Source organism: Croceibacterium ferulae (assembly GCF_003660445.1).
Classification (GTDB): domain Bacteria; phylum Pseudomonadota; class Alphaproteobacteria; order Sphingomonadales; family Sphingomonadaceae; genus Croceibacterium; species Croceibacterium ferulae.
In genome coordinates this window covers 1-14240 of record NZ_QZVQ01000007.1, presented here as the reverse complement: position 1 = coordinate 14240, position 14240 = coordinate 1, and the positions used below count along the sequence as shown (strand labels likewise).

Annotated in this window: 11 protein-coding genes; 5 read left to right on the top strand and 6 right to left on the bottom strand. The window is 64.5% G+C overall.

The features are described from left to right. The first annotated feature begins 24 nt into the window (after positions 1-24). Positions 25-1236 carry an NO-inducible flavohemoprotein gene (hmpA, locus tag D5S08_RS08970; protein ID WP_121117718.1) on the top strand — a complete coding sequence of 404 codons (1212 nt, stop codon included), beginning with the start codon at positions 25-27 and terminating at the stop codon, positions 1234-1236. A gap of 70 nt (positions 1237-1306) precedes the next feature. Here hmpA and D5S08_RS16680 read toward each other — a convergent pair whose 3' ends face one another. From D5S08_RS16680 to D5S08_RS08955, 4 genes are all read right to left on the bottom strand, one after another. Continuing rightward, complete coding sequence (locus D5S08_RS16680; protein WP_155522967.1) at positions 1307-1474, bottom strand: hypothetical protein; 168 nt, start codon at positions 1472-1474, stop codon at positions 1307-1309. Between the two features lie 134 nt (positions 1475-1608). Beyond that, on the bottom strand, positions 1609-2031 hold the full coding sequence (gene rnk / locus D5S08_RS08965; protein WP_121117716.1) for a nucleoside diphosphate kinase regulator: 423 nt from the start codon (positions 2029-2031) through the stop codon (positions 1609-1611). A gap of 307 nt (positions 2032-2338) precedes the next feature. Then, positions 2339-3142 (bottom strand): hypothetical protein, encoded by an 804-nt coding sequence (locus D5S08_RS08960; protein ID WP_121117714.1) that lies wholly within the window; start codon positions 3140-3142, stop codon positions 2339-2341. A 579-nt stretch (positions 3143-3721) separates the two neighbouring features. After that, positions 3722-4066, bottom strand: coding sequence for a hypothetical protein (locus tag D5S08_RS08955; protein ID WP_121117713.1), 345 nt, complete (start codon positions 4064-4066; stop codon positions 3722-3724). Between the two features lie 186 nt (positions 4067-4252). Between D5S08_RS08955 and kdgD the strand changes: the two genes are divergently transcribed. Genes kdgD through D5S08_RS08940 form a run of 3 tightly spaced genes read left to right on the top strand, consistent with a single transcriptional unit; the run spans position 4253 to position 7660 of the window. Next, positions 4253-5191 (top strand): 5-dehydro-4-deoxyglucarate dehydratase, encoded by a 939-nt coding sequence (gene kdgD / locus D5S08_RS08950; RefSeq protein ID WP_121117711.1) that lies wholly within the window; start codon positions 4253-4255, stop codon positions 5189-5191. Between the two features lie 31 nt (positions 5192-5222). Continuing rightward, positions 5223-6110: a LysR substrate-binding domain-containing protein gene (locus tag D5S08_RS08945; protein ID WP_121117709.1), complete on the top strand. Its 888-nt coding sequence runs from the start codon at positions 5223-5225 to the stop codon at positions 6108-6110. Then, the gene (locus tag D5S08_RS08940; protein WP_121117707.1) at positions 6110-7660 is read left to right on the top strand and encodes a carboxylesterase/lipase family protein; all 1551 of its coding nucleotides are present in this window, start codon (positions 6110-6112) and stop codon (positions 7658-7660) included. Before D5S08_RS08945 ends, D5S08_RS08940 begins: the two co-directional genes overlap by 1 nt. 3 nt (positions 7661-7663) lie before the next feature. Here D5S08_RS08940 and D5S08_RS08935 read toward each other — a convergent pair whose 3' ends face one another. Both D5S08_RS08935 and D5S08_RS08930 read right to left on the bottom strand, forming a co-directional pair. Beyond that, on the bottom strand, positions 7664-9505 hold the full coding sequence (locus D5S08_RS08935) for a DUF8034 domain-containing protein (RefSeq protein WP_175578915.1): 1842 nt from the start codon (positions 9503-9505) through the stop codon (positions 7664-7666). Next, complete coding sequence (locus D5S08_RS08930) at positions 9505-10818, bottom strand: MFS transporter (protein WP_121117703.1); 1314 nt, start codon at positions 10816-10818, stop codon at positions 9505-9507. The genes D5S08_RS08935 and D5S08_RS08930 overlap by 1 nt, the downstream gene beginning before the upstream one ends. Positions 10819-11096: 278 nt before the next feature. Here D5S08_RS08930 and D5S08_RS08925 point away from each other — a divergent pair, with 278 nt between their 5' ends. Beyond that, positions 11097-13919, top strand: coding sequence for a TonB-dependent receptor (locus tag D5S08_RS08925; protein WP_121117701.1), 2823 nt, complete (start codon positions 11097-11099; stop codon positions 13917-13919). Positions 13920-14240 lie beyond the last annotated feature (321 nt).

The window sequence follows — 14240 nt, the reverse complement described above, 5'->3', positions numbered from 1 at the left end:
GCCAACCAGATCAGGACCACATCCATGTCACGCACCCTCAACGATCAAACCATCGCGATCGTCAAGGCCACGGTGCCGGCGCTGCAGGCGCACGGGCTGGACATCACCCGCACCATGTATGCCCGCCTTTTCCAGGATCCCGCGATGCGCGACCTGTTCAACCAGTCGCATCATGGAGAAACCGGCTCGCAGCCCAAGGCGCTGGCGAACGCGGTACTCGCCTATGCGCAGAACATCGACAATCTGGGCGTGCTGGGCGATGCGGTGGAGCGGATCGCGCAGAAGCATGTCGGCCTGCAGATCCTGCCCGAGCATTACCCGTTCGTTGCCGATGCCCTGCTCGCCGCCATCAAGGACGTTCTGGGCAATGCTGCCACCGACGAGATCCTGACCGCCTGGGGCGAAGCATACTGGTTCCTCGCTGATATCTTGATCGGCCGAGAGACGATGCTGTACGATACGCTGGCCGAACAGCCCGGTGGCTGGCGTGGCTGGCGCGACTTCCGGGTGGTCGAGAAGCGTCGGGAGAGTGACGTCATCACGTCCTTCGTGCTGCGCCCGATCGATGGCGCCCCGGTTGTCCGGCATCGGCCGGGGCAGTACCTGACGCTGTGGCTTGATATTCCGGGACAGCACCCGCTGAAACGCAATTACAGCATCTCGGCCGCAGCCAATGGGGAAAGCTACCGCATCAGCGTGAAGCAGGAGCCGCAGGGAGTCGCCTCCGGCTGGCTGCACCATGCGGCCGATGTCGGGACGATCGTGAAAGCTTCGGTTCCGGCAGGCGAGTTCTTCCTGTCCGACACGGTCGACCGCCCAGTGGTGCTGCTCAGCGGCGGTGTCGGACTGACCCCCATGCTCAGCATGCTGGAAGCGCTGGTTCAGCAGAGGGCGTCCGCCGCTGTCTATTATGTACATGGCACCCTGAACGGCTCCACCCACGCCATGCGCGACCATGTCCGCGAACTGGCTGCGCAAGGCGGCGATTTCCGCGTGACCACCTTTTACGAACAGCCCCGCACCGCCGATGCGCAGGGTCGGGACTATGACGAGCAGGGCCTGATCACCGGCGAATGGCTGCGCGACCACACGCCTGTTGCAGCGGCTGATTTCTACCTGTGCGGCCCCAAGGCTTTCCTCCGCCACTTCGTTGGCGAACTGACGCTGGCTGGCGTGTCCGGAGACCGCATCCACTACGAGTTCTTCGGACCCGCAGACGAGTTGATCGCGGCGTGAGGTCTGGGCTATGACCACCTGAAAGTCTGCGGCCCACGCGCTTTTAAAGGCACTTGTCCAGTGGCCGCGATCAATCGGATCGATCGCTCTCGGCCCGGACCTTCGACATTCCTTCGAAAGTGGACACTTTCACCTCAGGCTTGCAGGTGCATCGAGCCAGGTCATGCTGGAGCAATTCTCCGGTGGCGACGATCTCGAAGGTGATGGCGTCGATGTATCGAACCGGCTCGCCACTCATCAACGCCATCCATGTAGCGCCACGATGTTCGCGAGAGCCAGAACTACCCCGCGTTGCGAACACATGACGCCGCTCGACGACACACAGATCCGTCCCGTCGTCCCCGACGCAGTGATGTCTGGCAAGTTCCTCGATCACAGGTGCGACCGGTCGGGAGGCGAAACGGACACGATACGAAGCATGCGATCATGGCCGTCGCGATCAGGCCACCGGATGGAGTGACCTGCGGTCATACCGATCAGGCCGGCACCGATCGGGGTCAGCACCGAAACACGCCCGGCGCCGATGTCTGCATCGCGCGGGTAGACGAGCTGGACGGTGCGCTGCGCCCCGCTGGCCTCATCGACGAAGTCGATCCAAGAATTCATCACGACCGTCTGTTCCGGCAGCTCGCCCGGGTCACAGAGTTCGGCGCGATCAAGTTCGGCCAGGATCATTGCCGACGATTGGGGATGCCGGTGCACCGCGTTCAGAGCGAGGTTGGAGAGCGCATCGCATTCACTGGCGAGGACATGGATGGCCGGGCGATCGCACGGCGAGATGGTGCCTTGATTCATTGCAGCAGATTTCACTTATTCGAGATCGAACGCTTCGCGCGCGTTCCTTGAAACAGATCGAACAAGGCCCGAACTCAGGCGGCTGAAAGCCCGCCCAAGCTCGGGCTAGGCACGCGCGGCAAGTTGCCCGGCGTGATGGAGAAATCGCCTGTATGTCGCGGGAGCGTACATCTACCAAAAGTGATGCCCCCCGCGCGACATGTCAAGCCGAAGCCTTCAGCCGCACCATACCGGCGAGACGACGGCCGATCAGCCTGGGTGGGGAGCGGACATGAAGAGTAGCTTGCTCGCTGCTTATGGCCCAGTTTCAGACGACGCACGGGTTAGTGATCAGCGATTGCACTGCAGCTTGAACCCTCTCCGAGTCCAGCAACCCATGTAAGTAGACGTGCTCAACATCATCATCGACGCGCCTGACGATGACAAGAGATCCGCGCTTGCCATGGCTATCAATCAGCCAGACATCAATAAGATCAGCCGTACAGACCGTCCGGTACACTTGTTGCGTCATCGGCGTCAGCCAAGTAATGCCTTCATGTGTGACTTCAATGCTGCCAATCACATCAAAAAGCCAGGACTTAATCTCCTCAAGGCAAACCACTATGATAGGTATAACGGTGCAGCAAAGGAGCGACAAAGGAAGCAGGATAAAGAATAGCTTTAAGGTGATGCTGCTTTCACCAGTTAAAATATTCCATATCCATAGCAACAACAAAGAAGGCATAGTTATTAGGATCATTGAACCTGCGACGCGCCCCCCTCGAAAGCTGCGCCAGTTATTCCTAGCTGACCAGAGCACAGGCTTGTCAGAACCAACATCGGGCTCCTCAATCTGAGGCTCTGTCGTTCTCCAAAGGTGCCGCAGATTACGCCAATAAATCCAACCAACACAGGCGGCGCAAAGAAACAGCATCGGGACAAGTACAGCGAGCCCCAGCTCTCGCGTGATCGGCACCTTCATGCCAGGGCGCCGCATGTAGTATGTCCCATCGGGCTCTATCAGGAATGCCGCACTAGCAACAAAGAATATGACGAAGAAAACCAGGCTAGAACAGATGATGGCACTGCGCTTCTTGCGCGACATACCGGTATCGTCGTCCTGGTCCTCCACCGATGGTCCTTTCCGTAGGCGAACTCGCTTGCGACATTGCACATTACTCGTGAAGAATGTCTCATCATCCGGTGATGTATCTGTCAGGTCGGTGGATCTGACCTGTTCCATGATGGTGTCGCGTTCGCAGTGAAGTTTCAATTAGGTACGAGCGCCGAGGCAAGTGCACGCATCATCAAACTTGGCCATCAAACCGCCATGTCCGCTTTGGGGCGAAAGCGGAACGGCAGCTATGCGGCGCCAGTGACCCCACCGCGGTCATTCAGCACCTTTGTCGGGGGTACCCAGCGTCGGACGCTCGTTAATATGAGCCGGTCGGCACTCCACGTGGATACATTGAGGACGCGGGCGGAGAGAAGTGGGACTTTGCCGCCGTTCCTGCTCGGCTGGCTAAACGTCGGTTTTCGACAAGAGCCGACGTACGCGTGCTTGGTGAGTTAAGATCGGCTTTCAGCGAGCATCAGCCTACCCGCTGTTGGCGGAAAGACCCTAAGTCAGACGTTCAGCGCCAAGGTGCCGCTCCTCCAAACCGGTCGTCGGTTCATCATCATCTCACGAGCAAGTTGTGGTGCCTGCCCGCTAACCTCTGATTGGTTCTGAGATCGCAGGAAGTGGGCCCGGCAATAACCGAGCTTTATACCAAGTTGCGGCGATCACCATCAGCGCGGTCGATGTGAAGTCCATGATCACCGGCTCGGGCGTGACGAACACGTAGGCGCTTTGCGTGAGCATAAGGCCCGGCCCGGCCCGGCCCGGCCCGGCAACGAACCGCGCGGGAAGGCGCAGTCGTTCCATCGTGTTGGCGTCTACCGGGTGACCGGTGCTGGAATGTACAAGCATTTTCAACAGCGTTCTGTGCAGCGCATTGCTGGACCCCGCAGTGAGGAACGAGACAAGTGCACCGAGCCGCCCGTGATAAAACATCCTGGCCCGCGCAGCTAAACTGCTTCTTGCGGAACAGGCTTGTAGGCCGCTCCTGTGCTGATCAAGCCAACTCCTGCATCGACCGAAACGACCTTTGGCTTGGACGCACCGCCGGGCGAAGCATAGCGAGATGGCAGCTGCCGTTTGCGCGAAACGTCGCGACCGCATCATGGGAGAGCCGCTGCAATGCCGAAACTGAACCTCACCGACATTGCAGGCCGCATCGGCGGCGGGCTGCTGTCGTTCCCCGTCACCCACTTCAATGCGGATGGCGCCTTCCAGGAAGAACCCTACCGCGCGCATTGCGCATGGATGCTCGATCACGAGCTCGCCGGTCTGTTCGCGGCTGGCGGCACGGGGGAGTTCTTCTCCTTGACCCCGGGGGAGGTGCGGCAGGTCGTCGCCGCGGCCGTAGCGGAAACAGGCGGGCGTATTCCGGTGATCTCCGGCTGCGGCTATGGCACCGCCATCGCCACCGGCATCGCCCGTGATGCGGAGGCCGTCGGCGCCGATGGCCTGCTGCTGCTGCCGCCCTATCTGATGTCTGCCAAGCAGGAAGGGCTGTTCAATCACATCGACGCCGTGTGCAAGAGCACCGGCCTGGGCGTGATCGTCTACAACCGTGACAATGCGGTGGTGGATGACGAGACACTGGCCCGCCTGTGCGATGCAAATCCCAATCTGGTGGGCTTCAAGGATGGCGTCGGCGATATCGAGCTGATGACCCGCATCTATGCCCGCATGGGCGACCGGCTGACCTATATTGGCGGCCTGCCGACGGCAGAGACCTTTGCCACCCCGTACCTGACCATGGGCGTGACGACCTATTCTTCCGCCATCTTCAACTTCATGCCGGAATGGGCGCTGCACTTCTACCGCTCCGTCCGGGCGGACGACCGGGCCGAGGTGCTGAAGCAGCTGCGCGATTTCGTGCTGCCCTACATCACCCTGCGCAATCGCGGGCGCGGTTATGCCGTGTCGATCGTGAAAGCGGGCATGCGCGTGGTCGGGCGTGACGCCGGCCCCGTGCGCTCGCCCCTGACCGACATGAGCGAGGCCGAGCAGGAGGAGTTGCGCGTGCTGGTGGAGCGGGCAACCGCTTCGGTGATGACGGCGGCGGGGTGACAGGCGCCCCTTGCGCATTTAGCTTCGGCTGATGTTTGAACTCAGTCAGTTGCGCTGCTTCGTCGCCGCCGCCGAAGAACTGCACTTCGGCCGCGCGGCGCAGCGGCTCAACATGACGCAATCGCCGCTCAGCCGGCAGATCCAGCTGCTCGAACGTATTCTCAACGTGACCCTGCTGGAACGCACCAGCCGCACGGTCAGCCTGACCCCATCAGGCCAGGTGTTCCTGATAGAGGCACGCCGGATCGTTCGTCTGGCCGAAAGCGCCGCCCTCTCCGCCCGTCGGGTCGCAAACGGCGATGCGGGACGCATCTCGATCGGCTTCACCGCGGTCTCCGGCTACCATCTGGTGCCGAAGATCGTGGCGCAGGCGCGCGCATCATTGCCCAATGTGGAGCTGGACCTGCGCGAAATGGTGACGGGCGACCAGGTCGATGCGCTGCTGATCGGCCTGATCGATGTCGGCTTCGTCCGCCCGCCGGTCGACCGGCAGGAATTCGACACGCTGTGCGTGCTCAACGAACCGATGGTCGCCGCCTTGCCGGCCGGCGACGCCCGCCTTGGACAGGCCACACTCGCCCCGGCCGATTTCGACGGGCGCCCGCTGATCATGTATTCCCGGCAGGGCGCTGGCTACTTTCACAACATGCTGCTGCAGCAATTTGACGAGGCGGGCGTGATGCCGGACTATGTGCAACATGTGACACAGATCCACTCCATGCTGGGGCTGGTCCATGCCGGGCTGGCCGCCGCGATCGTGCCGGAATCCGCATCTGGCCTCCACATGCTGGACGTGCAGTTCCGCCGCTTCACCACCACGCCGGAAAAGCCGGTCGAACTGCACATGGCGTGGCGGCGCGACAACGCCAATCCGGCGCTGGAGCCCATGCGACGGCTGTGTGCGGAGATCGCGGGCTGATGCGCCGGCGTGAGTTCGTGGGGGCGCTGGCGGCCGCTCCGCTGGTGCTGGCACCACGCCGCGCGGCGGCCGCCGGCGATCCGGTGGCGGCAACGGCGCATGGCCGCGTGCGCGGCCTCACCGAAGATGGCGCGCTGGTGTTCCGCGGCGTCCGCTATGGTGCGGACACGGCGACGACGCGGTTCCGCCGCGCCGTTCCGCCCGCTACGTGGAGCGGTGTCGCCGATGCCACCAGCTACGGCCCGGCCGCCCCGCAGACCCGCGCGAAGGAGCCGACGTCGGAGGATTGCCTGTTCCTCAACGTCTGGACTCCCGCGCTGGACGGCGCGCGGCGCCCGGTGATGGTCTATCTGCATGGCGGTGCTCATGCCCACGGCTCCGGCTCCGACCCGCTCTATGATGGCGGCAATCTGGTGCGCCGGGGCGATGTGGTGGTGGTGACGCTCAACCACCGGCTGGCAGGCATGGGCTATTGCTACCTGGCGCAGTTGGGCGGGCCGGCGGAATCGGGCAATGTCGGCAATCTGGACATCGTGCTGGCGCTGCAATGGGTGCGCGACAACATCGCTGCGTTCGGCGGCGATCCGCGATGCGTCATGCTGTTCGGTCAGTCCGGCGGCGGGGGCAAGGCGATCACGCTGATGGCCATGCCGGAGGCACGCCCGCTGATCCACCGCGTCGCCACCATGAGCGGACAGCACGTCACCGCCGCCGGCCCCAACAACGCCACCCGTCGCGCCCGCGCCTTCATGGCGGCGGCTGGCGTCAGCGATTATGCCGCACTCGCGAGCTTGCCGATCGAACGGCTGGTCGAGGCGATGGCCAACACCGACCCGCTGGAGGGCAAGGGCGAGATCAGCTTCGTTTCCACGCTGGACCACGGCGCCCTGCCCCGGCACCCCTTTGTGCCCGACGCCCCGCAGGAAGCCGCGCATATCCCGCTGATCGTGGGCAACACGCATGATGAAACCGGCGCCTGGCTGCGCGCGCAATTGCTGGCGGGCGACACCACCTGGGACAACCTGCCCGACCGGCTGATGGGCCAGATGGTCAAGGACCTCGCCCCCGATCACGTCATCCGCCAGTACCGCGCCTTCTATCCCGATCGCAGCCCGGCGCAGATCCTGCTCGCGGCCAGCACCGCCGGCCGGTCCTGGCCCGGCCATCTGCTGCAGGCGGAGGCGCGCGCGCGGATCGGCGCGCCGACCTGGATGTACCAGCTGGACTGGCCCTCGCCCGAGGATGGCGGCGTGCTGGGCGCGTACCACACGCTCGACATCCCGCTGGTGTTCGACAACACCGCCCGCGCTGGCCAGCAGACGGGCAACGGCCCGGCCGCACGCGCACTGGCGGCGCACATGGCCGACAGCTTCATCGCCTTTGCCCGCACCGGCGATCCCAACACCGCCGCCCTGCCTGCCTGGCCGGCCTACGATCTGGACCGGCGCGGCACGATGATCTTCGATACGACCTGCCGGATAGAGAACGACCCCCGGCGGGAGGAACGGCTGCTGTTCGCCGTCGCCCCCTACATCAAGCCCGGCGGGTAGGTCTCAGACCCGATCCCACGGGAAAGCCAGTGTCGGACGGTCGGCATAACGCTGCATGGCGACCGTCAGCCGTGCGCCGCAACGGGGCGCCAGCTGTACCGCCACGTCACGCCCGCCGCCGGCCACCTGCCGACCGTCGACCGTCACGCCCTGCAGGCGATGCTCGGAATAGGCGCCGCCCTGCACCACCACATTGCGGACGTCGTCGGACAGATTGACCAGCGTCACCTCCACCGCATCGTCGCGCATCGTGTGAACCAGCGCCGCGCAGTCGGGCGGCAGGCCGGCGCGACGGCGGACGGGGTCGAAATAGCGCAGGCGGCAATGCAGCGTCACCCCGCCCTGCGGTGGCGACTGACGTGACCATGCCGGACGGGCGATATGCAGCCCGCCAGTCATCAGCTGCACCAAGCTTTTCACGCTCGCCGGGTTCTTGTCCAACGGCCAGTCCGCCAGCCGGGTCTGCGGCGTGGTGTCGTCCGCCAGCCGCCTCGCATCGCACTCCGCAATGTGCTGCAGATCGGCATTCAGCACCTCCAGCGGATAGCCGGGATTGCGGCCGTCGAGATATTCCAGCCACGGCTCCGCTCCGGCGGTCTCGCGGTCATCGGCGCGCTGCGTGACATACCAGATCTCGCCTGCGTTCTGGCGATTGGGGCCGGGGCGCCAGCCATACCAGCCATCCGCCCCGTGCATCGTCGGGGTGGCGAACTTTCCATCGACCGTCCGGCCGAGATCGTTCAGCCTGGCAACCTGCCGCCGCCACAGATCGATAAATGCATTGTCGCCGCTCAGCAGCGTGCCGTTCATGAAGGCGGTGATCGATCGCGGCACCCGGTTGCGGTCCTGCCGCTCCCCCGTCTGCGGCACGACCGGGGAGAAGCCCCAGCCATAGACTCCACCCCACCAGCCGCCAGCGCTGGAACCGATCACGCCATCGGGGCCGACATTGCTGGGCAGGATGTCGCCATTGGCCCGCGCCCGTTCCACCCACGCACCCAGATAATCCAGCGCCCAGTCCCGGAACCGGTCCCCCGCACCCAGCGCATAGGCATTCAGCCCCAGTGTGGTGGATTGCAGGTTCAGCGGGCTGTCGCCGACCACATCTGTATATTCGCGGTAATGGTCCAGCGTCTGCTGGTAGTTCTCCTCGCCATGCTCCAGGTGGAACAGGCTGGTATCGAACGGGTCGCCCGCCCAGTCGAGCGCGGTCGCAGGGCGCATCATCGGCCCCAGGCTACCGTTCATCATGCTGCGGATCACGCGGTGCTGGGGATCGTAGTTCTGCACCGCCGGATCGGCACCGGTGTAGAAATCGGCATAACGCCGCGTCCGCTGCCGCAATCTTGCGTCCGTCGGCGCGGACAGGCCCATCAGGTTGAACGATGACAGCCCTTCCGCATTATGCTGCCAGTCCAGCTGCGTCGGGAACTCGAACCGGTACATGCCATTGCGGCCCGCCGGCGTCTCCACCGTGCGGGCGATGGTGTACTGGTCTAGGTGCCCTTCCCAGAACCGCTGCGACAGCTGCAGGATGCGATCATCGCCGCCCAGTGCGTGCAGCAGCAGCCAGTCATTGGTGGCTTCCGCCGCATCGTCCGGCCCATCATTCGCGCCCCAGCGCACAAAGACCTTCAGCCAGTCCCGCTCGTCGACATAGGTGCGGTAATATTCGACGCAGGACCGGGCATTCTCCGCCAGCAGCCGGCGTTGCAGCACGGCCCAGTCCGGCGCCGCCATCGGAGTATCGATCTGCATCTGCGGCCGGGCGGCGCGGACCGGCGCGGCGGTCAGGGCCAGCGCGGCGACTCCAGTGCCCAGCAGTGTGCGGCGCGTGGTGTGCATCAGTTAAGCTCCAGCCGGCGGATCGGCCCGACGATCACCAAGAAGGCGAAGATCGTCAGTAGGCAATGCGCCCCAACGAAGATCAGCGCACCGTCGAACGATCCGGTGGACGCCACGATGTAGCCGATGACGATCGGCGTGACGATGCCCGCGACATTGCCGAACATATTGAACACGCCTCCGGCAAGCCCCGCCAGCTGGCGCGGCGACACATCGGACATCACCGCCCAGCCCAGAGATGCCACGCCCTTGCCGAAGAAGGCGAGCGACAGCAGCAGGATGACCAGCCACTCCTCCTCCGCATAGACGCAGCCGATGATCATCGTCGCCAGCAGCATGCCGACCACCAGCGGGGCCTTGCGCGCCAGGTCGATGGAGCCGGTCCGCTTCAGCAGCCGGTCCGACAGGTAACCGCCTGCCACCCCGCCGACAAAGCCGCACAAGGCCGGCACCGCAGCGGAAAAGCCCGCCTCCAGGATCGTCATGCCCCGGTCGCGCACCAGATAGATCGGGAACCAGGTCACGAAGAAATAGGTCAGCACATTGATCGAATACTGGCCCAGATAGATGCCCAGCATCATCCGGTTGCCCAGCAGCTGCGCCACGTTCTTGCGGGTGAAGGTCGCCACGCGCGATCCCGCCGGCGCGTCCTCCATCCGTATCAGCCCGCCACCTGCCTCGATATGCTCCAGCTCGGCCGCATTGATGGCAGGGTGACGCACGGGCGAATGTATCAGCTTGGCAAAGGCCAGCGCCGCCAGCAGGCCCAGCGCGCCCATGACGAAGAACACCGACCGCCAGCCGAAATCATGTGCCAGCCAGCCCATCAGCGGTGCGAACACCACCAGGCTGAAATATTGCGCGGAATTGAAGATCGCGGATGCCGTGCCCCGCTCTGCCCCTGGAAACCACGCGGCGACCAGCCGGGCATTGCCGGGGAAGGACGGCGCCTCCGCCGCGCCGACGCAGAAGCGCAGCACGAACAGCATGGTCATGGCGGATACGCCCGGCAGCCAGCCGGCGAAGCCCTGCGTGGCGGTGAACAGCGACCAGATGGCAATGGCCCCGGCATAGATCCGCTTGGTCCCGAACCGGTCCAGCAAGGCGCCGCCGGGCACCTGCGCCAGCACATAGGCCCAGGCGAAGGCGGACAGGATATATCCGGTCTGCACCGCACTGAGGCCCAGCTCCTGCGATGCCTGCTCCCCGGCAATGGAGAAGGTCGCACGATCGGCATAGTTGATGACTGTGACGACGAAGATCAGCGCGATGATCCGATACCGGATGCGTGTCTGTGTGCCCGTGGGCGCCATCAACTGTTCCTCTCCGTTGCGGCCGATCCGTCATGCGCGGATCGTGCCTGATCGTCCGAAGCTATAGCGTGCGGGCATGCGCGTCCAAGTCCCAGACCGGGATGATCCAGCCAAAGCTTGGCATGAACGCCGGGGCATGCGTCAGCGCCGCAGGGTGTTCAGTGCGCAGCGCGCATCGATCAATGCCGGATTGGCGCTGGCGGGTGCGTCGCTGCCCGGCTTAACAGCAAGGTGGAGCGGCCCCCAGAGAGGCCGCGCATCACGGAAGAGGTTCAGCCATGACGGGCAATCTGCACCACAAGACCATCCTTTCCCTGTCCAGCGCGCTGGTCGGTACCCTGCTGGCGACCGCACCCGCCCTGGCGCAGGGCACCCCGCCCGCCGGCAGCGCAGCCGTTCCCAGCGAGGCGCAGCCGCAGACCGACGTGCCCGGCGCCGGGGCGGAGATCGTGGTCACCGGCTTTCGCCAGAGCCTGGCCAGCGCGATCAACCTGAAGCGCAACAGTTCGGGCGTGGTCGATGCCATCAAGGCGGAGGACATCGCCCAGTTCCCCGACCTGAACCTGGCGGAATCGCTGCAGCGCATCCCCGGTGTCGCGATCACCCGCGTGCAGGGCGAAGGCCGCTCCATCTCCGTGCGCGGCCTCGGCTCCGAATATACCCGCGTCCGCATCAACGGGATGGAGGCGCTGACCACCTCCAGCGGCACAGCCAATAGCGGCGGCACCAATCGCGGGCGCGGGTTCGACTTCAACATCTTCTCGTCCGACCTGTTCAACGAACTGGTCGTGCGCAAATCCGCCAGCGCGGATGTGGAGGAAGGCTCTCTGGGCGCGACGGTGGACCTGCGCACCGCGCGCCCGTTCGACTTCACCGGCCCGCGCCTCGTCGCCTCGGCCCAGGCCAGCTACAACGACCTGGCGGAAAAGGTCACGCCGCGCCTGTCGCTGCTGGCCAGCGACCGCTTCCTGGACGGACGACTGGGCGTGCTGGTGTCCGCCGCTTATGAGAAGCGCCGCCTGATCGAGGAAGGCGCGAACATCACCCGCTGGGAACCCGCCGGTGACAATGGCGGCTTCAACGCGGCCTCCACCCTGCCCGGCTATACGCTGGCTGACCTGCAGGTGCGCGGGACCGAAGCGATCTTCGTTCCGCGCATCCCGTCCTATGTCAGCTATGATGTGGAGTCCGAACGCATCGGCGTGACCGGATCGGTCCAGTACGAAGCGACCGACCAGATGGTGATCGGCGTCGACGCGCTCTATTCCCGCCTGAACGGCACGCGGAGCGAGGCGCAGCTGCAGGCGATCGGCCTCAGCCGCGGCGGCACGGGCAAGCCCAACACGATCATCCGCGATGGCGTGGTGGACGAGAACAACAATCTGGTCACCGCCACGTTCGACAATGTCGATCTGCGCACCCAGACCAGCTATGATGAACTCAATACCGAATTCCTGCAGGTCACCGGCACGATCGACCAGGATTTCGGCAACGGGCTGAAGATCGGCTTCCTGGGCGGCTATGCCGACAGCAAGTTTGGCTCCCCCGTGTCCACCACCGTCACCTTCGACCGGGTGGACAGCGACGGCTTCACCTATGATTTCGCCAATGGCCGCTTCCCCGCGCTGACCTACGGCTTCGACCTCAGCGATCCAGCCAACTGGTCGCACCTGGACGGCACGTCCGAAGTGCGCATCCGCCCCAGTGCCGTGCGCAACCGGTTCGAAAACGCCAAGATCTTCGGCGAATACGAATTCGTGCCGGAGCTGGTGCTGCGTGCCGGCGTGGATTTCCGCCGCTTCCGCTACGATTCGACCGAACGGCGCCGCGCCCGTGAACTGACGGTACAGACGCTCACGTCACAGCAGGTCGCGGACCTGTCCTATACCTTTGACGATTTCGGTCGCGGCATCGACCTTGGGGCCGGCGCGCCCTCGGCCTGGCTCACCCCAGATCTGGAGAAGTACGCCAGCGCCTTCGATATCTACAGCAACACGGGCATCTACCAGACCTTCGGGGTGGAAAACAGCTCCGCCCGGGGCAACAACGAGAATGTGCAGGAGAAAACTTGGGGCGCCTATGCCCAGCTGGACTTCAACCTGGAGGCGGGCCTCCCGCTGCGCGGCAATGTCGGCGTGCGCTACTTCAGCACCCGGCAGGACGGCACCGCCTTCGCCGCGGTCGGCAATGTGTTCGAACAGGTGTCGATCGGCCGCCGGTACGACATGCTGCTGCCATCGCTGAACCTGGTCGCGGATGTGTCGCCCACCCTGGTCGCTCGTTTCGCCGCGGCGCAGACCATCGCCCGCCCCGGCCTCGGCAGCGTATCGCCGGGCGGCAATGTCAGCGTGCAGGGCGCGAACCGCAACTATTCCACCGGCAACCCCTTCCTTGCCCCCACCAAGTCGAACAATCTCGACCTGTCGCTGGAATGGTACCCGCAAAGCGGCGCGATCTTCGCCATCGGCCTGTTCTACAAGGACATCGACACCTTCGTGCAGACCCTGCGGCGCGATGCCGCCTACAACACGCTGGGTCTGCCGCTGGAACTGCTGGCCGGCACCGGCGCATCCCCGGACGAGATCTTCCAGGTCACGCAGCCGGTCAATTCGGATGGCGGCCCGCTCAAGGGGCTGGAACTGAACGTGCAGCAACCCTTCACCTTCCTGCCCGGCGCGCTCGCCAATTTCGGCATCCAGGCCAATTACACCTTTGTCGATTCGTCCATCGAATACCTCACCTCCACCGCACCTGGCGCACCGACGGTGGACGCCACGCTGGTCGGCCTGTCGCGCCACGCGGCCAACGGTACGCTGTATTACGAGGATACCCGTTTCAGCGTCCGCGGATCCATTGCTTACCGCTCGGGCTACCTGACCTCCGTGCCCGCCAGCAACAGCAACGATGTGCAGGGCGTGCGCGGCACGATCAACGTGGATGCACAAGCATCGTACAACCTCAACGATCGCGTCCAGCTCAGCATCGAGGCGGTGAACCTGACCGACCAGTACAATGACGGGTACGTCGACAGCAGCAACCGGCTGAACGTCTATACCCACACGGGCCGGCAGTTCTTTTTCGGCGTTCGCTACGCGCTGTAGTGTCGGTTGCCGCGCATACATGGGTGGGCGACGATCCGGAGAGGCGAGTGCAAGGGCGGGCAAATCGGCAGCTCTGCGCCGGCGCATGCACCTTTCCGGATCCCCACACTTCATGCCAAGGTCAGGTCACCGAAATGGCAAGCTCCGATCACGGGAGCAGCCGCCGATGGGAGAGCCGTAAATGATCAGCCGCCGCCATCTGCTGGGGAGCGCTGCGGCGCTGTCGCTTACCCTGCAGTTCAGCCCCGCTCTCGCAGCCTCACCCGGGCGCGAGCAGATCCTGGAGACCATGCGCCGGGCGACCCGCTTCATGGTCGAGGA